At 45.2% G+C, this 24,742-nt stretch carries 14 protein-coding genes; 8 read left to right on the plus strand and 6 right to left on the minus strand.

Going from position 1 to position 24,742, the window contains the following annotated elements:
* Positions 1-47 precede the first annotated feature (47 nt).
* A complete protein-coding gene (locus DWY79_RS13820; protein WP_122369548.1) occupies positions 48-3,011 on the plus strand; it encodes a glycoside hydrolase family 2 TIM barrel-domain containing protein in 2,964 nt (987 codons plus the stop codon).
* Between the two features lie 43 nt (positions 3,012-3,054).
* On the opposite strand, the gene DWY79_RS13825 is transcribed toward DWY79_RS13820, so the two are convergent.
* The 6 genes from DWY79_RS13825 to DWY79_RS13850 form a co-directional block, all read right to left on the minus strand.
* On the minus strand, positions 3,055-4,050 hold the full coding sequence (locus DWY79_RS13825) for a GSCFA domain-containing protein (RefSeq protein WP_122369517.1): 996 nt from the start codon (positions 4,048-4,050) through the stop codon (positions 3,055-3,057).
* Between the two features lie 238 nt (positions 4,051-4,288).
* Positions 4,289-5,086 (minus strand): basic secretory protein-like protein, encoded by a 798-nt coding sequence (locus DWY79_RS13830; RefSeq protein ID WP_122369518.1) that lies wholly within the window; start codon positions 5,084-5,086, stop codon positions 4,289-4,291.
* 30 nt (positions 5,087-5,116) lie between these two features.
* Positions 5,117-7,453, minus strand: a complete 2,337-nt coding sequence (locus tag DWY79_RS13835) for a GH92 family glycosyl hydrolase (protein WP_122369519.1) — start codon at positions 7,451-7,453, stop codon at positions 5,117-5,119.
* A 181-nt stretch (positions 7,454-7,634) separates the two neighbouring features.
* Positions 7,635-9,230, minus strand: a complete 1,596-nt coding sequence (locus DWY79_RS13840; RefSeq protein ID WP_005867390.1) for a RagB/SusD family nutrient uptake outer membrane protein — start codon at positions 9,228-9,230, stop codon at positions 7,635-7,637.
* Between the two features lie 29 nt (positions 9,231-9,259).
* Complete coding sequence (locus DWY79_RS13845; protein WP_122369520.1) at positions 9,260-12,322, minus strand: TonB-dependent receptor; 3,063 nt, start codon at positions 12,320-12,322, stop codon at positions 9,260-9,262.
* A gap of 202 nt (positions 12,323-12,524) precedes the next feature.
* Complete coding sequence (locus DWY79_RS13850) at positions 12,525-16,565, minus strand: response regulator (RefSeq protein WP_122369521.1); 4,041 nt, start codon at positions 16,563-16,565, stop codon at positions 12,525-12,527.
* 217 nt (positions 16,566-16,782) lie between these two features.
* Between DWY79_RS13850 and pflB the strand changes: the two genes are divergently transcribed.
* The 7 genes from pflB (at position 16,783) to DWY79_RS13885 (ending at position 24,719) form a co-directional block, all read left to right on the plus strand.
* Positions 16,783-19,023 (plus strand): formate C-acetyltransferase, encoded by a 2,241-nt coding sequence (pflB, locus tag DWY79_RS13855; RefSeq protein ID WP_122369522.1) that lies wholly within the window; start codon positions 16,783-16,785, stop codon positions 19,021-19,023.
* Positions 19,024-19,758, plus strand: a complete 735-nt coding sequence (pflA, locus tag DWY79_RS13860; RefSeq protein WP_005867396.1) for a pyruvate formate-lyase-activating protein — start codon at positions 19,024-19,026, stop codon at positions 19,756-19,758.
* 186 nt (positions 19,759-19,944) lie between these two features.
* Positions 19,945-20,535, plus strand: coding sequence for a Crp/Fnr family transcriptional regulator (locus DWY79_RS13865; protein ID WP_011967301.1), 591 nt, complete (start codon positions 19,945-19,947; stop codon positions 20,533-20,535).
* Positions 20,536-20,642: 107 nt separating this feature from the next.
* Positions 20,643-21,923 (plus strand): phosphopyruvate hydratase, encoded by a 1,281-nt coding sequence (eno, locus tag DWY79_RS13870; RefSeq protein WP_005867398.1) that lies wholly within the window; start codon positions 20,643-20,645, stop codon positions 21,921-21,923.
* Positions 21,924-22,143: 220 nt separating this feature from the next.
* A complete protein-coding gene (gene ahpC / locus DWY79_RS13875; RefSeq protein ID WP_005867400.1) occupies positions 22,144-22,710 on the plus strand; it encodes an alkyl hydroperoxide reductase subunit C in 567 nt (188 codons plus the stop codon).
* A gap of 19 nt (positions 22,711-22,729) precedes the next feature.
* Positions 22,730-24,283 (plus strand): alkyl hydroperoxide reductase subunit F, encoded by a 1,554-nt coding sequence (ahpF, locus tag DWY79_RS13880; protein ID WP_121961575.1) that lies wholly within the window; start codon positions 22,730-22,732, stop codon positions 24,281-24,283.
* Between the two features lie 85 nt (positions 24,284-24,368).
* Entirely contained in the window at positions 24,369-24,719 is a 351-nt protein-coding gene (locus DWY79_RS13885; protein WP_005867403.1) for a hypothetical protein, read from the plus strand.
* Positions 24,720-24,742 lie beyond the last annotated feature (23 nt).

Below are 24,742 nucleotides of genomic sequence, written 5' to 3' on the forward strand. Positions count from 1 at the left end.
TTGATGTTGAATGTTTATGCAAATTTATAACGATAAATTATTATACAATGAAAGTACTTTATATGATTGGTTGTATATGCCTATCCTTGCTGGGGAACGTGTCCCAAGCGGTCGAGACAAAGGCGTATATTATACCGAAGACAGTCGCCGGGGTAGAGCGGCATCAAATGTCATTAAACGGGGATTGGTCGTTCCAATTTAGCCCGAAGTCTAAATGGAGCCCGATACAGGTACCGGGCGAGGCGGCCATGCAGGGATATGCCATTGAGCATGACAAGCCTGTGCTGTACAAGAAACAATTCGTGCTTCCCGCCGATTATAAGGGGCAACGTACCATCCTTCGTTTTGACGGGGTTTATAGCTACGCTCGTTTATGGGTGAATGGAACCTATGTGCGGGAACACTTCGGCGGATTTAGTCGTTGGGAGGCTGATATTACTTCACTGGTTAAGCCCGGCAAGAAAAATGAGATAAAGCTGGAGGTGACAGACCGGCTGGATGATATCTCGTATGCGTCCGGTTACGCGCATCACCCGATCGGAGGAATCCTCCGGGATGTTACGGTGTATGCCCTCCCACAGACGAATGTATCCGACTTGATGATAGAAACGGATCTGGATGATACGTATACGGATGCTTCTTTGAAGGTATCGTTCGATATCTCCCGGGACGCGCGGGTTCGTTATTCTTTGAGAGACCCGAAAGGCGAGAACGTGAATCTGCCGGTAGCGGTAAAGGAGGTGAAAGCCGGCCGGGTCAACCATGATTTTGCGGTAACCGCTCCTTTGAAATGGGATGCCGAGCATCCGCGTTTGTATACCTTGGATATTCATCTGGAAGAGGCGGGTAAAGAGGTTTGCCGCATCAGCCGGAAGGTTGGGTTCAGGGAGATTAAGATGGATGGCAATAGGATGTTGGTGAATGGTCTGCCCGTAAAGCTTCGCGGAGCATGTCGCCATGATATCCATCCAACCTTGGGCAGGACGATCACGGCTGAGCTGGATAGCTTGGATGCGGCTATATTCAAGCATACGAATATGAACTTTGTCCGTACTTCCCATTACCCCCCGACAGAGCGTTTCTTGGACTATTGCGACAAGATGGGATTGTATGTGGAATGTGAGACGGCTATTTGCTTCGTGAATACGCATCGGCAGAAGAACTATGCGCCGGCTGCCAACCAAGAGGATCCCCTTTTTACGGATCGCTATATGGGACAGTTGAAGGAGATGGTGAACAGCTTGCGTACGCATGCCTCTATCTTGTTTTGGTCGATCGGTAATGAGAGCGTATATGGTACCAATTTCCAGCAATCGTATGATTGGGTGAAAAAACAGGATACCACACGTCCTGCCATCTTCAGTTATCCGGGCTCGGTCGCTAAGGACGTTGCTTGCTACGATATATTGAGCATGCACTATCCCGGGGTGGATGGAACGATGAACCAATGGGGCGTGCAGACTTTTGGATTCCAAGTCGCTTCCATGCCTACAATCTACGATGAATGGGCGCATGTGCCTTGTTACACGTATACGACTTTGCAGGATGACCCTAATATTCGTGAGTTCTGGGGGGCCTCGCTGGATAAGATGTGGAGCAAGCTGTTCGACGCACAAGGAGGACTAGGCGGTGCCATCTGGGGGTATATCGATGAGACGTTCATGCTTCCCGAGCCTAAAAAAGGCGAGGCTTTCTGGATTGATTTCGCACGTACCGCCAAGCCGTTGGATTTTCAAGGCAAATGTGTAGGTTACGGTGAATGGGGTATCGTAGATGTTTGGCGTAGAGAGAAGCCGGAGTATTGGGGGACGAAGAAAGCGTACTCTCCGATTCGCCTGCTCCAGACGGATGCCAAGGAGCTCATCTCCGGCATGCCTTTGAGCCTGCCGGTCTATAACCGCTTTGACCATACGAACCTGGATGAGGTGAGTATTCGATATACGTACAAAGGAAAGGAATATACATTGGAAGCTCCGTCTGTCTCTCCGCATCGAAAAGGGATGTTGAAGATTCCGGCTCAGGAATGGATGGCGGGAGAGACGATACTTTTGTCGTTTTATGCGTCTGATGGAATGTTGATCGACGCGGAGGAGATTGCGTTGGGCAATGTGAACCCGGATCTGGCAGTCGTCCCTGCGGCGAAGTCCGCTCTGTCTTTGGAGGAGACTCCGGATCAGATCCTTATCAAGGGAGATGGCTTTACGGTTCCTTTCGATAAATCGACTGGTCTGATCCATAACGCCACCTCTCGCGGTAAGGTCGTTATCGAGAAAGGACCGTTCTTGAACCTTGATTTGAACGTGAACCATAATACGGGACCTGAGGTGCGCGAGAAAGCGAAGAATTATATAGTGGATGATGCGGATTGGAAAAAAGGATCGTTGGTATACCGCCGGGATTCCGAGGGAGCGATCCTCCTGGATTTATCCGGCACCTATAAGGGTATTGGCATGACGATGAATTTTATCTTGCGGCCGAATGGGGAATTGGATATTTATTACCAGACAGAGGGAGAACCGAACGGATGGCTCCGGGAATCTGGCGTCAAGTTCTATCTGCCCGAGGCCGTATCGCATCTTGAATGGACACGTAAAGGATACTGGAGTTATTATCCGGAGAATAGTTTCGCCGGGAATAAAGGAGCCGCGGCTTTGTATAACCCGAAAACAGTCGCCTATGGAGCCAACCCTGAGCAATCGTGGAATCTGGATACCCATAATTATTATTATTTCGCTGATCCGGGTGCTATCGGTGACCGTCCGTTGACGCAGATGGCTAAAGGCATGAAAGAGAATATTTTCAGTTACAAATTGTTGATAGAGAATAAGGAGGCGTTTAATATCGTCTCTCCGTCAGCATCATTGGCTTGCCGGCTTAACAAGCCGACCGGCGAGCAACTGATACTCTATGTAAATACTCGTTGGGACTATCCCGAAATTGCTTGGGGTGATTATTGTAAGGCATTAGACGTAATCCCCAATTATGGAAATATCAAGCTTCGATTGAAGTAAACCTGTATCCCGTGAGGATATGTCAATGCGGATAAATTGTCCGCTACTGGCATATCCTCATTTTTGCCTTCACGTATTCAATCTCTTTCGCTATATCGAACGAAGGGTTTTTCTCGCTAATTCGTTCCATTTTTAACAAAGTTTGAAGAATAAACCGCTTATATGCCTCGCTATCCGGTTGAAAGGGCTTATGGTTAATAGCTTTTTGAATATCACCCCATTCTTTAAGGATTGCCGAAGTGTCTGTGGATAAGAAATTTTCGATAAAACGTTGCCAAATATAATCAATGGCCAATGGGGAGGGATGGAGCATATCGTCCGCATAGAAACGATAATCCCGGAGCTCGTCCATAAGGATCTCATAAGCGGGGAAGTAGGCGATTCGGTCGGGATAATCTTTCTGTAAGGCGTCCGTGGCTAGCAATAGGGTGGCTTTGCTGAGTTGGTTCTCGTGCGCCCCGTCTTTCCAGTGGCGGATCGGACTTACGGTAAATAAGATTTTCAAGGCGGGGTTTTGTTCCCAAAGGGCTAGTAACAGAGGTTTCCAGTCCTCGACGATCTCTTGCGTGGATAATCGTTGCCGATCGAACATCTTTTCCGGTAGCTTATGGCAATTCGACACGATTCGCCCGTCGCTCTTGAGGCGGTAGACGAAAGCGGTTCCCAACGTGATTACCAACCGGGTCGCTTTTCGCAGGAAATCGGAGGATTCGGATAAGCGGCTGTTTATATGGCCTAGGCATTCTTCTTCCGAGGGAGCGGAGAAACGGCTATGATGGGTAAAACTATGGTATATGCCCTCATGCTGGAATAAATCGCCGGGAGTGAAACGCTCCGGGCGTAGTAGCATCCGCAATCCTTCCGCTACGGAAGCCGGGTTATACAGAGTACCGAATGGGTTTATATCTACGGAGAATTTATTCTCTTCCAGCTTCCGCCCGATATTCTCGGCGAAGCAGGAGCCCATCATCACGACCCGGTCCTCATATGAGAAAGAGAATCGTGCTTTCGGCAACAGGATTCGGGTATAAAGTTCCATATTTACTTTTTCGCAAAAGTAGATATATGTTTACGGAAATGCAAATAAGGAAGGTGTTTTAGGGGAATAATGTAACAATGCCCATTGTAAGGTTGTTAGGATGGGCAGTATAAGGAGCTTACGATGGGCATTGTCGCGACCTTATAATGCCTATTGGCGGAAGGTCGGGAGTGATACTATAAAAGAACGGCGGTAACTTGTTGAGTGTTACCGCCGTTGGTCGTAGCCTTTGCCGGGGCTACGCTTCATCTCCCATCGTTGCCATATATTCTTTCCATAAGGAGTCTATATCATGATCATTGCCGAGCGCATATTTCACGCCACCATCGAACGACCAAGGAATAACCTCTAATGTGCTTCGGTTGAACTTCCGCAGGAAATCCGGGCTCTTGGTTTGAGTAAGCCATGCGAGGAAGAAGCCTGTCGTGCGGTAACCATCCATATAATGGCCGCCTTTGGGACGATCTTCCAAGGTAAAACCGCCGTTTAGGTATCTTACGGCATCCGCCACACCTTCTATCATGGCCCAGAAAGTCTTATTAGTCCCATAGCTACCTATGCCTTGAGGCTCCAATTGGAAACCATGCGTCAGCTCATGGTATAATACGCCACGGGTCTCGTAATCCACTTTCGCGGTGTCGTTATTGGCAAAACTTTTCTCGATCCATTTCGTGCTGTATACGATACTGATGGAAGGGGGCGCTCCGTCTTTTGCGGATACCCCGTCGTATTCCTTTAATGTATAGTGGATCTCCTCGATGCCCGGGATACTATCTTCCGGAGTGAAATAAAGCGTCTCTACGACCTTGCGGGCGTGCTTGGTAATATAAGCTTCCGGATCTGGGATAACGGCGGCATAGATCGCCGAGCCCTTAGTCTCGGGGGAAAGATTCTCGAAACCGATCTTTCCGATGTAATAATTATCCCAAGGACTTGAGGTGGCTTCCGCTACCGTAGCCGCCTGTTCCTTTTTGCTGGAGCAAGCGATGCAAGTCCACAGCAGGAAAGCACCGCTGATTAATTGTTTATATCTCATAAGTCTCATCTGTTTTTAGGTGAAAATGGGCTAATCTGTCAGTGAATAAGGACGATCCTCTCCGTTGAACAATCGCTTTTTGTTCGGGCTGGAAGTCATCTCGAAAGTGAGCGTTCCACCGTTCATGATGTCATCCTGCGTGATGTATCCTTTGGTATAGGGTTTTCCGTTTAGCTTTACCGCTTTTACATAACGGTTCTTGTCGCTGACTTTATCGGCTTTTACCTCGAAAGTCTTACCATTCTCCAAGCGAACCTTCATATATGGAAGGTAGGGAGCGCCTAATACGTATTGATCCGTACCCGGGCAAACCGGATAGAATCCCATGGCGGAAAGGATATACCAAGCGGACATCTGGCCGCAGTCGTCGTTACCGCAAAGGCCGTCGATATTGTTGCGATACATCTTATTCATGATCTCACGTTGCCAGTATTGGGTTTTCCAAGGCTGGCTGGTCCATGTGTATAAGAATGGGATGTGATGGCTGGGTTCGTTGCCGTGTACATAACCTCCTAGTAATCCTTCTTTGGTTACGTCTTCGGTCTCGGCAAAGAACTCATCAGGAAGATGCATCGTGAATAAGGAATCCATTTTAGTGATGAATGCTTGCTCGCCTCCCATCAACTGAATCATACCATTGACATCTTGAGGGACATAGAAGGAATAATTCAAGGCATTTCCCTCGATAAACCCTTCACCGTGCGTGCTTAACAAACTGAAGTCCTCTTTGAATTTACCATTCGTATAACGGGGACGGGCATATCCGATCGAGGTATCGAATACATTCGCGTAATTGGACGCACGCTTTTTATAGGTATCGGCCACGGATCGGTTTCCCGCTAATAAAGCTGTATTATAGATTGTCCAATCATCATAAGCATACTCCAAAGTCAAGGAGCCTGCGCTACCGTTGCGATCTAAAGGAACATAACCTAATTCCATAAACTCTTTGGTTCCCTCATAATACGGAATCGTAGAACTGCTGATCATCGCTTTTAACGCGGCGTCTTTATCAATCGGTAATCCTTTGGCGATAGCATCCGCCAAGACAGAGACGGAGTGATAACCGATCATGCACCAGTTCTCATTTGCCATATGGCTCCAGATCGGCAAGGCATGATGAACGCTTTGCTCGCAATGTTTCAACATGGATTTGGCGATATCCGTGTTAACTTGTCGGTTGATGATATTGAACAGGGGATGTAGGGCACGATACGTATCCCATACGGAGAATACGGTATAGTTCGTGAATCCGTCCGCTTGATGGATATTATGGTCGAGTCCGCGGTATTGACCGTCAACGTCTGTGTATACGCAAGGATTGATCATCGTGTGATACAAGGAGGTGTAAAGCATAGCCAATTGGTCATCGCTTCCTTTTGCGTCGATGACGGAGAGCGCTTTATTCCAAGTATCGGAGGCTTTGGCGGCTAATTGGTCGAAGTCCGCTCCGGAAGCCTCGGCACGTAGATTTTTTAAGGCTCCCTCGGTGCTGACTCCGGAAAGGGCGACTTTCACTTCCAACTCATCAGATGTTTTCGGATCGAAATCAAAATAAGCGACGATCTTGCGTCCTCCGATATCCGGGAAGTCCTCTTTCATGTTGAACTTGGCATAACCGCCCCGATAATTAACTTTCGCTTTCTCTTCGCATCCGTAATGCGTGATCGGTTTGGAGAAAGACATGGCGAAATAAGTATAGTTGGTACGTGCCCAACCGTTTGTAATACGATAGCCGGTTACCAGCGTATCGTTCTCTACACGAATATTGGTCCAAAGAACTTTGCCGTCATAGTTATAGATCCCGTGAATCATATCAAGGATAATGCGTTGGTTCTCACTGTTCGTAGGGTATGTGTATTTGTGGATGCCGACCCGTTGGGTGGTGGTCAGTTGCGCCTTTACGCCATAATCGGCGAGCATCACCTCATAGTATCCGGGACGGGATATCTCGGTGTCATGCGAGAAGCGGGAACGGTAACCGCCATCGGGATTCGTGGCTGTACCGGGATTTAGCTTCAACGTTCCGGTGGTAGGCATAATCAAGATGTCTCCTAGGTCGGAGTGGCCGGTACCGCTGAAGTGGGTGTGACTGAAACCTACGATGCTACTATCCTTATGTTGGTAGCCGGCGCAATACTCGTAGGAACGTGGCTGGTATTTACCGTCTACGTTGTGCGGTATGGTATCCGTATCCGGACTGAGTTGCACGAGTCCGAAGGGTACGCAAGCGCCCGGGAACGTATGTCCCATTCCATTTGTCCCGATGATCGGGTTTACAAGATCAACTACATTGGTCTGTGCGATCGCTACTGTTGAGCTGGCTGCCAGAAAAAGGCAACACATCGATTTCTTGAGATTTATCATGTCGTATCAATTAGTTAGAAAAGGATGAAACATAAAAGGCCACCTTTGATAGTTCCAAGGATAACCTTTGATAGTGACAAAGGTAACCTTTTATATTTTCAGATCAATAAGTATAGTAGTCCTCTATCATTGTCAAGTGCTAATTTGTTAATAATGGATTTCTACTATACTTAGTTGATATTTAGAACAATGAGTTAGCCTCGTTCGGAGATAAGTTTGCGTTAGCATCCAATTGTCTTTGCGGAATAGGGAAGATATTACGCTTTGGTTCGTTGGATGCAGTCTTGTCCCACCAAGAAGTGGTTACGAACTTGTTGAAACGAACCAAGTCTGTACGGCGGATTCCTTCGAAAGCAAACTCTCTACCTTTTTCGGCCAAGAACTCATCCATGGTCAGAGTAGCGGTCGTATATTTCGCTTTCTCCCAATCCTCTGCCTTGAAAGAACGTTGACGAACGCTGTTGATCATATCTACCACTTCTTGCGTTGCTTTGCCCCCGTTCTTACGCATCAAGGCCTCCGCTTTGTTATAGATAACCTCGGAATAACGGAACATCACCCAGTCGTTGTTCATATCGCCGGTAGTACCCGGTTGGATCTCATACTTGATAGAGCGAGCGCCGCTGTTTTCTTCGCCCTCGGTCATGGACTTAATGTAGTTTACGAATACCAAATCCTGCCCATTGTACTCCTCTGAACCTTTCAAAGGCTCTGCGGTCGTGTCGTAGTAGTAATTACCGTTTTCATCCACTTTGCGAGGATATTGCTTACCGATCAAGAAGCCTTCCACCTTTCTCAAGTCGTTATCAGCAAATGAGTCATAGAAGGTAGGTTGTGTCACCAGACCGTTCCAAGGCCCGGATTGCAAATCCCAGCCAGTTTGGTGTGCGTAATGCAACCAACGTTGATACCAGCCCATTCCTTTGGCATATACTTCATCATACACGATTGACCAGATGATCTCGGTAGATCGCTTGTCGTTATCCGCACGGAAAGTGTCATTCCACTTCTTATCCAATGCGAAACCTCCCTTAGCTAATTCATCGCAAGCAGCGATACAATCATCCCAGCGTGCTTGTCCAGTATAAATTTCCGCATTCAAATAGAGACGAGCCAATAATGCGTAAGCCCCCCATTTGGATACACGTCCGTAGGTCTCTGTTTTACTCTCTGACAAAGAAGGAATACTCTCGTTTAACTCTTTTTCGATCCAAGCGAATAACTCTGCGCGAGATTTGGAGGAAGGATTGATTTCACCGATTTTCTCGCAAATTGGAGCCGTACCGAACATATCCATCACATACCAATAACAGTAAGCGCGATATACACGCATCTCCGCTTGTGCTTGTGCTTTAGACATTGGAACTTGGAGTGCTTCAAAATCTATATTCTCTGTATCTGTAAGGAAGTTGTTAGCATATCCGATACCTTCAAATAATTTTTTCCAAGCATCCACTACTTGACCATCCGTAGGAATCCATTGATGGCGGTGTAGGCGAATCCAGTCTCCATTGTCATAGCCGTGGCGACCTTTTTGAGGCCATGCGGCACCGTCGGAAGATAACTCGTTACATGACCAAGGCGATTGGGCTACTTGCATGGTTCCACAGAAGTGCCCCCATGGACGCATCATGGCGGCCATTACCTCGCCTGCATTGTTGTAATAATTTTCAGCGATTACCGAGCTATGTATTTCCTCTGTCAGGTCCGTACAAGAGGTAAATGCGGTAGCTCCCAGCAATAATGAAATTGCGCATATATTTTTTAAAGCTTTCATTGTATTGTCTTAAATCTATTGTTACTTAATTAGAATCCAAAATTAACGCCAAACGTGAAGGTACGGGTGGTGGGATAAGATCCGCGCTTCTCTATACCTGCTTGTAGTCCTGTTACGTTTACGTCAGGGGTTAAACCTGAGTATCCTGTAATAGTCGCAAGATTGGTGACATTACCATAAATACGTAAGTTGCGCACATATTTATTATTTTTGAAGTTGAATGTATAACCTAGTGTCACGTTATCGATCTTCAAGAAGTTCCCTTTCTCTAGATAATAAGAAGAGAACAATGGTTGCTCTGTTACCTTGTTCTTCAAGGCATCCTTATATACGTTTGTGCCAGACTGATCGATATTGACAGTCGTTCCGAAATAAATAGCACCCTCGTTCAATACGTCATAATCAAACATACCGCGCAGGAAGAAGCTGAAGTCAAAGTTCTTATAGGTAAACGTGTTCTGCAAACCAGCCTTGAATTTCGGCAAACCGTTACCGATAAAGGTACGGTCAGCGTCAGACAGACCTTCCTTTCCGTCTATGTCGCGAAGATTCCAAGTTCCGTCCGGGTTGATGCCATCGCATACATAACCGAAGAATGATGCGATCGGCTGTCCTTCTTGTAGGCGGTAAGCCTTGCCCGGGTTACCCGGAGAGGGCAGGTCATATTGATCCTCGTAAGAAGATTTGTACACGTCGTTAGACAAAGATGTCAATTTATTATTCTCGTATGAGAACGTGAAATTAGCCGTGTAAGAGAAATCCTTAGTCTTTACGACCTCTGCGTTTAATGCTAATTCTATACCTCTATTTCTCATCGTGCCTACGTTGGTGGTGATCGTGTTGTAGATCAAAGATGGCTGTTGGGCATTGTAGCTACTGATCAAGTCGCGAGTCGTACGACTATACCAATCGATCGTACCATTTAGGCGTCCACCTAGCAAGCCGAAGTCGAAACCTACGTTCAAGGATTCATTCTTCTCCCATTTCAAATCTGGATTCGGGTTGATATTCGGACCGTAAGTGGCGGTTAGCCATGAACCGGTGTAAGCGTTCCAAGCTCCAGCGCCTGTACCGTAGGTAGCGAGAGACATATACGGATCGGTAGGCAAACTACCCGTGATACCGAAACCGGCACGGAATTTCAATACGTCGAACACTTCTTGGCTCTCCATGAAGTCCTCACGAGAGATCATCCAGCCTGCGCTGACAGAGGGGAACCAAGCCCATTTGTTGTTCGCTCCGAACTTCGTGGAACCCTCACGGCGGATAGAGGCGCTGGCCATGTATTTACCGTCGTAATTATAGTTGGCGCGGGCGAAGAAGGCGATCAGTTTGCTGGTCTCTTTTTTACTCTTCATCTCGGCCTTACCATCTTTTAGGTAACCGCCGGCTTCTAGGTTATTGGTACCGAATACGTCCGTCAAGAAGTTCTTGTTCTCGGCGCTGAATTGCTCGTATTCAAAATCTTGGTAACTGTATCCCAGCAAACCGGTAATATTGTGTACGCCGTTGATGGAAGTATTGTAGTTTGCTGTCCATTCAGTGGTACGGTTGGTATTCTGATAATATTCTTTTTTGGCGCGTCCGTTTGTACCGTCTTTATGTTGGCTATATTCCTCACGCATACTATAATCGTTAGTTAACGCGTCGTTCTTCTCCATAGCGAAGAAAGCGGCGGCTGTCAAACCGGGGATAATCTCATATTGAGCCTTGAAGTTCGCCAATAAATTCTTGAATTCCTTTTTCTTGGTACGCTGGTATATGCGGGCTACCGGGTTGAAATCTTCGTAACCGCTGTAAGTTTCCCAGAAGGAGCCGTCTTCCTTATAAATAGGCATCGTCGGGTTGATACGGATCGCCTGGTATAATATGCCGTAATTAGGGATATCTCCTACCTTATCCACATCATCGGAAACTGCGTCCACTTTCACGAAAGAGTTTGCTAGATTGAAAGAAAGCTGTAGTTTATCATCAAACGCACGGTGGTTCACGGCGATAGAGCCATTGATCGTTTCACGGCTGGTGTTACGGATCATACCATCATTCTTTTTGTAATTTAAAGAAGCGCGATAGTTTGTCTTACCATTACCACCTGTAGCGGTCAAGTTGTGTACATGGGTGAAATTACTCTTATTCAATAAAGCGTCGTAATGGTTATCCCGTCCACCAAAGTCGCGGATATTGGCGTTGTTAGTTTCTTTGCCATAAGCGACGAACTCGTCTCCATTTAAGATTTCCGGTCGTTTATAAACCGCCTCGTGCATGATATATCCTGAGTAATCCACTTGAGTAGTTCCGGCTTGCGGACGTCTCGTGGAGACGATGATCACACCGTTATTACCCCGGGTTCCGTAGATAGCGGCTGCGGAACCGTCTTTCAATACGTCGATCGCCTCGATATCCTCGGGTGCGATAGCGTTCAAAGAAGTCATATTACCCGGCATACCGTCAATAATAACCAGAGGCTCATTGCTCCCTTTCAAAGAAGAGGCGCCACGCATCTGCACTTTTACCTCGCCATTCGGGTCGGTGCTACCACGTGATACAGTCAGACCAGCTACACGTCCTTCCACCAATTGCATCGGGTTCACTACCGGTGCCTTGTTAAAGTCGGAGGCTTTTACGCTGGTTACGGATGAGGTGATCTCACCTTTCTTTTGGGAACCGTAACCTACGACTACGACCTCGTCTAGTGTCTCAGAGTCTTCAGCTAAGACTATGTTCAATGTTTTTTGCCCGGTATAACGAACTTCTTGGGATTTGAAGCCGATGAAGGAAAATACCAATGTGCTGTTATCCGGCACATCCAAGGTGAAATTTCCGTCAAAGTCCGAAGCTGTTCCGTTCGTGGTTCCTTTCACAACAATACTAACGCCAATCAGAGGTTCACCCTTTTGGTCTTTTACTACACCTTTAATGGTTGAACTTTGCTGTGCGATCTGATGAATCTCCATGTTTCCCATTTCAGGAACAGTAGAATCTTCGGCCGCATAAGAGGACTGAAACATTAAAGATAAACAAAGTAACAAAGAGGTTCGTCCACCTAATAAAGTCAGGCATTTCCTCGTCTTACCTTCACTCTTTTTTTTCATAAAAACATTAAATTAAAAGTTAATAATGTGCTTCCCGAAGGAAGAATACACACAAGCGGTTTGCTTTGTTATTCGACAGCAATATTAATAGGTCTTAACGAATTGAAGAGTGCTTTGAAATACCGAAGAAGTGTCATGAAATGCATATGGCAGATTATGATACTCTTTTGGTTGATTATGACACTATTTAGGAATCAATGATTTATGCCTCTTTTGTGCGGTATTCTTTAGGAGTCATGTTATATTTACGGGCAAACTCCCTATAGAAGTATGATTTGTTAGAAATCCCTACATTATAAATAATTTCCTGAACGCTCATGTTGGTATTTACGAGTAATTGCGCTGCATAGTTTAACCTATAATCCTTTATAAAATCACTCGGCGTCATGGTAGATATTTTCTTGAAACGGCGATATAAGATGCGGGTGTTTATATTCAGTGCGTCCGCTACCAGCTCGGGACCGAGTCCTTCCTTGCTGACATTTTCTTTGATGATAGCGGTTACGGCGTCAAGGAATTCCTTGTCTTCTTGATGTAATAATTGCCCTTCCGTATATTGATAAGCACTTTCCGGAGAATAGAAATACTCTTTTAATTCTCTTTGATTTGTCATCAATCGGTTCACGACGGATAGGAGAACTGTTGGCGAGAAAGGCTTGGTTAGATAGGCATCCGCTCCTATATTAAGTCCTGCCGCTTGCTCTTGGTCTGATATTTTGGCAGATACGATAATAAGCGGGATATGACGGGTATATCTATTTTCCTTGATAAGAGAGATCAATTCCAATCCGTCGATATTAGGCATCATGATATCGGTGATGATAAGGGAGGGAGTGTATTGCTTGAGGAATTCCAGAGCCTCCTCCGCATTATAAGCTTCCTGAACCTGATATTCGGAAGAGAGGGTTTCCGTGATTAGCCAGACGATGTCTTTATGATCGTCGATAACGAGTATCATCGGTTTATCTTCCGTCTCTTTTTGTGCCGTATGTGAGATTTGCGGCTTTTGTATATCCGTGTTTGGGGAAGGAAGCGATACGGGAATATCTTCGTCTATCGTGTCGTCTGAGCTCTCCTCTACGATGCCAAAAGGTAAGGTAACTGTAAATTCAGCATATTGGCCGACCTCACTCTCTATGTCGATTTTACCACCTAAGGATTGTACGAGGCTGTGGCAGATAAATAAGCCGAGGCCATTCCGTGCCGTATTTTGCCTGTTATCGTCGTTATCCATCGTGCCAAGGATACGATATCGGTCGAAAATATTTTGCATGTCTGCCTCCTCGATTCCTTTGCCGGTGTTGTAAACTTTAAGGACGAGGAAGTTCTCCTCCTCATGTAAGGAGATACGAACCGTGCCCCCGTCTTCCGTATACTTAAATGCGTTGGAAATCAGATTTGCTAGGATCTTCTTGAAATAGACGGAATCCGTATTCCAATAAAGCTCTTTGGGAGCATCGATCTTGAATTGGATTTGGTGTTGCTCGGATAGTGGGTAAAACCATTCGAATTGAGTTCGCAAAAGAGAGGATACGGATACTCTCCGGATGTGCGTATGACTGAATCCTGCGTCTTCTGCTTTCCGGAAATCAAGGATTTCTTGGATAAGTCCGTTCAGTTCCTCTACATTTTCCCGGAGGACTGAAGTGTATTTTTCTAATGTCTTGTCTTTTGAGGTGGCGGCATAGGCTTGGATATAATTCTCCACGCCATTGATCAAGGTAAGCGGGGTGCATAGCTCATGCGTAATGTGGGTAAAGAAATTCAGCTTGGACTCGTATAGCTTCTCTTTTTGCTCCTCCTTGATCTTGTCTGCGATCTGCTTCTGTTTCTTTAGTATTTGGTGATGGATACGATAGGTGGCGATGATGAGCAAAACTGTACCGATAAAAAGATACGTGAAAATGGCTAACGAGCTTAGATAAATAGGAGGTAATACCTTGATAGGTAGAGTGTATTCTTTTGCCGACGAATCAATGACATCGTTGCGATAACGGACTTTCAGCAAATATTCCCCGTACGGTAGGTTCATGAAAGTTACCTTGTTTGTCTTTTGCAATTTTTCCCAAGAGGAATTATAGTTGACCAACTGATACGAATACTCGTAATTCTCCCCGTTGATGTAATCCGGAGCGACGAACGCAATCGTTAACGATTGCACATCAGCCGGAACCGTTACACCGTTCCGGCTGATGTCCTTATATAATGGAAGGATTTGTTTATCCATTTGCAACTCGAAGAAACTTAATTCGGGTTGATAGGTATGCTCCGGCTCCGTTTGTTTATTTACCCAGACTAATCCGTTGATGCCTCCAAAGAATAAACGCTCGGAGTATGGGCATTTCCAATAAGCGTCATCAGAGAATTCCGTGACGCTAAAGTAAGGCTGATGATAATTATGGAAAAAGTTGTTCCGGGGATTATATTTGGTGAGACCTTTATTGGTACTAAGCCAGATACAGCTATCGTTCCCCTCATGGATACCATGGATCATGTCGTTTACGATCCCGTCGCTTTTATCGAATTGGCGTAAACGTATCTTTCCCCCTCTGAATTTAATCCGGGTGAGACCGGAGCTGGCGCCTGCATAAAACGTGGAATCTTTGGTCTGGCATACGGAAAGCACATCTCCAATGGCCGGGTTTCTTAAATTGTTGGTTTGCAGGAATTCATATCCTTGATTGAAAATATTGAAACGAATGACTCCGTAACCGCCACGGCTCCCGAGGAACAGGGTAGAGTCGTTGTCATATACCATCGATTGGATTTCTTTACAGATGTTCTTTCCGTTTTTTAACGGGAAGGTTTGTACCTTCCCGATTGTAGGTACGGCTTTATCTATATGTAAGGTAACCTTTTGCAATCCGTTACCCGTTGTCGCTAGCCATAATGTGGAATCATCTACCTCGCAAATAGAGTGGACATAGCGTAGAGGGGTGGTGCCTTCTCGTTGCGGTATCGTTTTTATTCGTTTCTCTTTATACGAATAATAGGTCAGTCCCGGGCCTTCCGTGCCAATCCAGATACATGGATGGTACTCGCTTTTTTGGAAGCAATACACCCGGTTGCTGGATAGGCCGTCGGCGGTGGTAAAATGCGTGATAGCACTTTGTGGGATCATCTTTTTGTTATGGTAAGTGTCATACGCTTGTATCCGGACAATACCGTCTCCTTTTGTCCCGAGCCAAAGGGATTGATCGTCATCTGTATATAAAGAACGTATGGGGTTCTGTATATTAATCGGTAAATCCTTGAGTAAGATAGAGCCGAAAAGATCGGGTTTGTCATAAAACATCCGTATACCTTGCCCGTCTGTTCCCAACCAGAGAATCTCCTGCCTTTTATCGTTCATTAGGCAAAAGATACCGATGCCCATATTTATCGTGTTTTCCGGTTGGCTTAGGTCTAGAATATTGCCGTTACGGAAAACGATATACACATTGGATTGGAAGGTGCATATCTTGATGATGTTACCATATTGTTTTGTCATTTCAGGCAGATCGAACAGGAATTCTTTCCCCTTTCCGTCTACATGCTGTCGATATAATTTATTGTCGGTATCTACTATGAAAATATGATTATTCTCGTAAAATGCGGATAAGATCGGTTTATTATGGAATTGGCGTTCTTCCGATAGCAAATTAAAAGTAGTATCGGAGAAATCCGGAGTCAACTTTTTCAGTATGCCCGAGGCTAATAATAAATAAAAATGTCCGTCCGTCCCGGCGAATAAGGTACGTACGGTTTGAGGGCCTACTCCTTCTCTCGGCAGGTCCCGGAACCCATCGCTAGATGGGGTGTAGCAAGAGATTCTGTTTTCCTTACAAATAGCGAGCGTGATGCCGGATGAATCGGAGGCCAATAGATCGCATTCCATGTATCCGGGGAAAGACTCGGTGACTTTCCGTTCTTTTAGTGAGAATTTATTGATACCTAAAGAGGTTGATATCCATAAAAAGCCGGGTTCTGCGTCGGATATTTTGTGAATGATATTACTACAAAGAGAGTTTTTGTTATTTAATTCGAAACGATATACATACGTATCTTTTCCGTTGTATAAGTTAAGTCCGTCGTAAGTCCCGATCCACAAATAGCCATCCGGATCTTGATGCATGCAAATAATGGCATTGTTCGACAAATTAATCATATTTGCCTTATGCAAAGATTTAGACGCGAGTGAGATAGGAGATGCGATTAAAGATAGTATTCCTATAAATAAAACGGTAAACAGGATATTTCTCATGTGTTTGATCCAGATTAACTTTTACGTTCTGTAGGCAAAGATAGTGAATAAAATGGAGACTTCGTGCAAAGCATCGCATTACTATCCCGTTTCTTCTTGTATATTTTTAATACCTATTTATAGGGATTTTAGAGGGGTGTCGCAAATGTTACAGGAACATGAGGATAAAAGTTTTACCTTTGCGGCGGTAAAAATGTGGTATTAGATAAGATTGTTTATGAAATTTGAGAATGAGTGCTGGGATCACTTTAAGGGTGAGACCTGGAAAAGAGAGATCAATGTAAGAGATTTTATCCAGAGTAACTATACGCCTTATGAAGGGGATGATTCCTTTTTAGTCGCTTCTTCCGAGAAGACCCGTAAGGTCTGGAACAAGCTGACCGAGATGTTTAAGGTCGAGAGGGAAAAGGGAGTTTATGACGCCGAGACAAAATTACCTCAAGGGATCGATGTATATGGCCCGGGCTATATTGATAAGGAGAATGAGGTTATCGTTGGGTTACAAACCGATGCTCCGCTGAAACGTGGTATCTTCCCGAAGGGCGGTATCCGTATGGTCGAGAATAGCTTGGAAGCTTATGGTTATCATTTGGACCCGATGACGAAAGAGATCTTCACGAAGTACCGTAAAACTCATAACGAGGGCGTTTTCTCCGCATATACGGAAGAGATGATTGCCGCACGTCGTTCGGCTATTATCACCGGTCTGCCCGATGCGTATGGCAGAGGACGTATTATCGGTGACTATCGTCGTGTCGCTCTGTATGGTACGGCAATCTTGATCGAGGAGAAAAAGCGTTTCTTGAATCGTTTGGATATCCAAGAGATCACGGAAGAGATCATCCAGAGCCGTGAGGAGATTTCTGAACAGATCAAGGCTTTGAAAGCGTTCGAGAAAATGTGCGCTAGCTATGGCTTTGATGTGACTCGTCCGGCACAAAACGCTCGTGAGGCAGTTCAGTTTGTGTACTTAGCTTATCTGGCGGCGGTAAAAGACCAAGATGGCGCGGCGATGTCTATCGGACGTACTTCTACGTTTTTGGATATTTATATCGAGAAAGACATCCGTGAGGGTAAGTTGACCGAAGAGGAGGCGCAAGAATTGGTAGACCAGCTGATCATCAAGTTGCGTATCGTTCGTTTCTTACGTACGCCGGAATACAATGATTTGTTCTCCGGTGATCCGGTTTGGGTAACAGAGTCCTTGGGCGGCCAAGGAGTGGATGGCCGTTCTTTGGTAACAAGAACTTCCTATCGTTATCTCCATACATTATATAATCTAGGTCCGGCACCAGAACCCAATTTGACAGTTCTGTGGTTTAAGAACGCTCCCGAGAACTGGAAACGCTTCTGTGCCAAGGTCTCTATCGATACATCGGCTATCCAATATGAGAACGACGATTTGATGCGTCCGGATTATGGAGATGATTATGGTATCGCTTGTTGCGTTTCTCCTATGAAGATCGGTAAGCAGATGCAGTTCTTCGGAGCCCGTGCGAATTTGGCGAAATGTTTATTATATGCGATCAACGGAGGACGGGATGAGCGCAGCGGCGTACAGGTAGCCCCGATGTTCGAGCCGGTTCGCGGCGAGTATCTGGAATACGATGAGGTGATGGCTAAGTATGAGCAAATGATGCGCTGGTTGGCGAAAGTGTATGTGAACGCCTTGAAGATAATCCATTATATGCATGATAAATACGCATATGAGGCATTCGAGATGTCGCTTCACGATGGAGATGTAGAGCGTATCCGTGCGACAGGTATCGCCGGTCTTTCTATCGTTGCCGATTCGTTGGCTGCTATCCGTGATACGAAAGTACGTGTGATCCGTGACGAGCGTGGCTTGGCGGTTGATTTCGAACGTGAGGGAGAATATGTTCCTTTCGGTAATAACGACGATCGTACGGATAGTATCGCTGTAGAGATCACCGAGAAGTTCATGGAATATTTGCGTCAGCACGAGACCTATCGCCATGCGAAACCTACGCAGTCCATCCTTACGATCACCTCTAATGTGGTATATGGTAAGAAGACTGGTACGACACCGGATGGCCGTATCGGTGGAACTCCTTTCGCTCCGGGCGCGAACCCTATGAACAGTCGTGATACGAAAGGTGCTATCGCTGCGCTAGCTTCGGTAGCGAAGCTTCCATTCCAGCATGCGCACGACGGTATCTCTTATACTTTCGCTGTTTCTCCGGCTACGTTGGGAAAGGAGCGTGAAGTGCAGATCAATAATCTGGTTAGCTTATTGGATGGCTATTTTACTCCGGATGGAGGTCAGCATCTGAATGTTAACGTATTTGATAAGGATTTGTTGATCGACGCTATGGAACATCCTGAGAAATATCCGCAACTTACGATCCGTGTATCCGGATATGCGGTAAACTTCGTGAAACTGACTCGTGAACAACAGTTGGATGTTATTTCAAGAACCATTAACCATTCACTGTAAGTGATAAAAGGTAAGATACATTCATTAGAGAGTTTCGGGACCGTAGATGGTCCCGGAATTCGCTTTGTCGTTTTTATGCAGGGCTGCCCGTTGCGTTGCCTGTATTGCCATAACCCGGATACTTGGAACCCGAAAGGGAAGGTGAAATATCAGATGACTCCCGGCGAGCTATTGACGGAAGTCTTACGGTATAAGAGTTTTATCGCCCGTGGGGGGGTGACTGTTACCGGTGGGGAACCTTTATTGCAACCTGAGTTTCTGAAAGAGTTTTTCCGTTTGTGCCAAGAGCAAGGTCTTCACACAGCTTTGGACACATCTGGTTTCGTATGTACCTCAAAAGCTTGGGAAGTCTTGGATTATGCGGACTTAGTGTTATTGGACATCAAAACCTTAAACCCGGATTTACATCCGTTACTGGCGGGTGTCAAGCAGGATAATACGCTTCTGTTCTTGGATGAATTGGAGAGACGTGGCATAGATACTTGGATTCGCCATGTTATTGTCCCCGGATATACGGATAATGACGAGTGGCTGGAGGCGTTAGCTCGGTATGTCAGTTCATATAAAGTGGTTCGCAAAGTGGAATTATTGCCTTATCATACGATGGGAACCTATAAATATGAGCAATTAGGTCTCGATTATCCGTTAAAGGGGGTGGAACCCTTATCAAAAGAACGTTTAGATAATGCGAAAGCGATATTCTCTCGCTACAAACCAGAAAATAACAAGGCCTGATCTCTCGATCAAGCCTTGCGATTATGCAACAGCTAATCAGGGAAAACAATCTAATCCGATTAGCTTTTAAACGATAGTAATAATTTTTTGCCTAGACTAACCTTGACTATTTAATATGTGTTTGTTTTGTTATATGCAACAAATATCTATTTTTGTAAGGAGATAAAAAATGATATAGATCAGAAAATGATGAATAGTATGAAGACACCACAAGAAATAGCCGAAATGATATCCAAACGTTTTTATCCATTACCCGATGCGGATTTGGATTCTCTGGCCTCGATCATAGAATCAAGTAAGGCTGCGAAAGGAGAATTATTGTTGGATAACGGACAAATATCTAAATATTTATATTATGTGGAATCGGGATTATTACGCCAGTTTTACTATAAGAATAAACGTGATATTACCGAGCATTTCTCCTGTGAGGGAAATATCGTTATTTGTATAGCCAGCACATTCCAAAGAGAACCGACGCGTTTATTAATCGAGGCATTGGAACCGACGGTTTATCACCGGATCTCTTTTTCGGAATTTAGCGATTTATTGAAAACATCTTTAGCTATTAATAGATTGTACCAGAAAATACTGGAGTGGGCTTTGATGCTTTCGCAAGAGAAAGCGGACTCTTGGCGTTTTGAGTCGGCAAGAAAACGTTATCTGCGTTTTCAACAGGAATATCCGGAAGTAGCGAAGCGTGCTTCTGTCAATCATATCGCCTCGTATTTATTGATGACACCCGAATCTTTGAGCCGGGTACGGGCGGGAGTGTTGTAGCCTCTACCTACATTCAGGTATTATTGAGGCGAAAATAGCAATTTGTGGTGATTTCACGGTTCTAGTAATCCATCTATATTTGCGTCAGTTTAAAAAACGTAGAAGCAATGAAAATAGAAAAGATTACAGGACGTGAGATCCTAGATTCAAGAGGTAACCCGACAGTAGAGGTTGATATTTTACTAGAGTCCGGCGTTATGGGCCGTGCGTCTGTGCCTTCCGGTGCGTCCACCGGTGAGAACGAGGCTTTGGAGTTGCGTGATGGCGACAAGAAGCGTTATGGTGGTAAAGGCGTATTGAAAGCGGTTGAGAATATCAATACGATTATCGCTCCGGCATTAAAGGGGATGTCTGCCTTGGATCAGATAGGTATCGATCATGCGATGTTGGCTTTAGACGGTACGAAAACTAAATCGAAACTAGGTGCGAACGCTATCCTTGGCGTTTCTTTAGCTGTAGCGAAAGCTGCCGCAAATTATTTGGATATTCCTTTATATAGATATATTGGTGGAACGAATACCTACGTGATGCCTGTTCCGATGATGAATATAATCAATGGCGGTTCGCATAGCGACGCTCCGATCGCTTTCCAAGAGTTTATGATTCGTCCGGTAGGTGCCGCTTCTTTCAAGGAAGGCTTACGTATGGGCGCTGAGGTATTCCATGCGTTGAAAAAGGTATTGCACGATCGTGGGTTAAGTACCGCTGTTGGTGATGAGGGTGGTTTCGCCCCGAATTTGGAAGGTACGGAAGATGCCTTGAACTCAATTATCGCCGCTATCAAGGCGGCTGGTTATGAACCGGGCAAGGATGTGATGATCGGTATGGATTGCGCTTCTTCTGAGTTTTATAAGGATGGAATCTACGATTACACGAAGTTTGAAGGAGAAAAAGGAGTGAAACGTACTTCCGACGAACAAGTGGATTATCTGGAAAAGCTGATCAACGAATACCCGATCGATTCCATTGAGGATGGTATGAGTGAGAATGATTGGGCTGGTTGGAAGAAACTGACAGATCGTATTGGTAACCATTGCCAATTAGTCGGAGATGATTTGTTCGTGACAAATGTAGAGTTCCTTTCAAGGGGTATTAAAGAAGGTTGCGGTAACTCAATCTTGATCAAGGTAAATCAGATCGGTTCCTTGACGGAGACACTGAACGCTATCGAGATGGCTCACCGTCATGGATACACGACCGTTACTTCACACCGTTCCGGTGAGACGGAAGACGCTACGATCGCCGATATCGCTGTCGCTACCAATAGCGGACAGATCAAGACGGGATCATTAAGTCGTTCGGACCGTATGGCTAAATATAACCAGCTGCTTCGTATCGAGGAGGAATTGGGAGACCGTGCCGTATACGGATACAAAAGAATCAATTAAGTATATAAAGTAAATTATAATCGCTAATTATGTAGTAATCCAAAACCCAAGATATTGAAGGGCTTATCCGTGAGGATAGGCCCTTTTTATTGATTGATAAAGTATTATCTATAACCTCATAAAATATATCGATTAGGAAAATTGTTTTAATGAAGAAATATGTTATATTTTTGTATCGGAAATAAAAACAAATAGTATTCATTTAAAAATAGAAACAAGTATGGAACCGATTATTAATTCTCAACTTCCGGAGTTTAAAGTACAAGCTTTCCAAAATGGTAATTTCAAGACTGTAACCAACGAGGACGTCTTGGGTAAGTGGGCTATCTTTTTCTTCTACCCGGCCGATTTTACATTTGTTTGTCCAACAGAGTTGGTCGATATGGCTGAAAAGTATGAGCAGTTTAAATCAATGGGAGTAGAAATTTACTCTGTAAGTACAGACTCTCATTTTGTACATAAAGCTTGGCATGACGCTTCCGAGACTATCCGTAAGATCCAATATCCGATGTTGGCGGATCCCACTGGAGCACTGAGTCGTGCGTTTGGTGTGATGATTGAGGAAGAGGGTATGGCATACCGTGGCACTTTCTTGGTAAATCCGGAAGGAAAGATCAAAGTGGCCGAGATTCATGATAACAATATCGGTCGTGACGCTTCCGAGTTACTTCGTAAAGTTGAAGCCGCTCAGTTTGTCGCTTCACATGATGGTGAGGTTTGTCCCGCTAAATGGAAGAAAGGGGAGGCTACCTTGAAACCTAGCATTGACTTGGTAGGGAAAATCTAAATAATTAAGAGTATAGATCGTGTTAGAATCAACATTAAAAGAACAATTAAAAGGTATATTCGCAGGGTTAAATGCGAATTATACCTTTGATATATCGATCTCTCCTGCGCATGAAAGTAGACAGGAATTGTTGGATTTATTAGGTGATGTTGCCTCTTGTTCGGATAAAATATCTATGCAAGTATCTGATGGGGAGGAATTGGAATTCATTTTATTAAAGGATGGAGCGAAAACGGGGATTAAGTTTCGTGGAGTACCTAATGGACACGAGTTTACTTCCTTGCTGTTGGCGATCTTGAATTCAGATGGGAAAGGCAAGAATTTTCCGGACGAGAGCATTTGTAATCGTGTTAAAGCCTTGAATGGCCCGATACATCTGACGACCTATGTCTCTTTGACTTGTACGAATTGCCCGGATGTGGTACAGGCATTAAACGCTATGACGACTTTAAATCCTCAGATCCATCATGAGATGGTAGATGGGGCTATCAATCAGGCGGAAGTTGATGCCTTGAAGATACAAGGCGTCCCCTCTGTCTTTGCGGATGGAAAACTGATCCATGTAGGACGTGGGGAATTCGGTGAATTGTTATCGAAGCTGGAAGCTCAGTATGGAATCAATGAGAGCCTAACGGAGAAGACGGTAAAACGATATGACGTGGTTGTGGTCGGTGGGGGTCCGGCTGGTGCTTCTGCCGCTATTTATTCCGCACGAAAGGGGCTGAGTGTCGCTGTCGTGGCGGAGCGTATCGGCGGGCAGGTGAAGGAGACGGTAGGAATTGAGAATCTGATTTCAGTTCCGGAGACAACAGGTACCCAGTTGGCTGACAATCTGCGCTTGCATATGCGGCAATATCCGATTGACCTGCTGGAGCATCGTCGTATAGAGAAGGTAACGATAGAAGGAAACGAGAAGGTTTTATCTACGGCTGGAGGTGAGATATTCAAGGCTCCGGCGGTTATTGTCGCTACGGGCGCTAGCTGGCGTAAATTGAATGTACCGGGTGAGGCAGAGTATATAGGGCGTGGAGTGGCTTTTTGTCCTCATTGCGACGGTCCGTTTTATAAGGGAAAACATGTTGCCGTGGTTGGCGGTGGAAATTCCGGTATCGAGGCGGCTATTGATTTGGCGGGGATCTGTTCGAAAGTAACCGTTTTGGAGTTTATGGATGGGTTAAAAGCGGATCAAGTCTTGCAAGAGAAAGCGAAGAGTTTGCCGAATGTCGAGATCTTTGTTAGTTCACAAACAACCGAGGTGGTTGGAAATGGCGACAAGGTAACCGGTATCCGTACAAAGGATCGTAAGACTGGGGAAGAGCGTGTTATTCATTTAGACGGTATTTTTGTTCAAATCGGCTTAGCCGCTAATAGTGGTGTCTTTAAGGAGATTGTCGAAACAAATCGTCCCGGTGAGATCGTGATTGACGCACATTGCCGGACGAATGTCCCGGGTATTTATGCAGCGGGCGACGTTTCCACCGTACCCTTTAAGCAAATCATTATTTCTATGGGAGAAGGCGCCAAAGCGGCCCTTTCGGCCTTTGAAGATCGGGTACGTGGCGTACTTGATTGAGGAAAGTACCTACAAATAGGTAATTTTTGAACAGCGTATCTCTTTTATCGGTTATATTACTATATTTGCGATCGAGAGAAAAGAGATGGATAGATTAAGAAAATATCTGAGGATATTACTCCCTGCGCTGTTCATAGCCTATTTGGGATGTATTATTGCGTTTACTCACGTTCATATTGTCAACGGGGTAACGATCGTCCATTCTCACCCGTATCATAAAACGGACGATGGTCGTCCGGACCATGAACATGGCTACGCCGAGTTTCAGTTGCTTCATCAGTTATCTGTCTTGCAGATAACAGGTGCGGCTTTCGTCGCTATTCTGCTGGCGGCTTTTTATTCCTTTATCCGTAACTTATCTTTCGCTCCGGTCTATCCGGACTATATCGTTCCCTTCCGGGGAAGACGTACGCTTCGGGCTCCTCCCATATTCTGATATTGTGAGATTAATAACATTGT

This window comes from Parabacteroides sp. AF27-14 (assembly GCF_003635425.1).
Taxonomy (GTDB): domain Bacteria; phylum Bacteroidota; class Bacteroidia; order Bacteroidales; family Tannerellaceae; genus Parabacteroides; species Parabacteroides distasonis.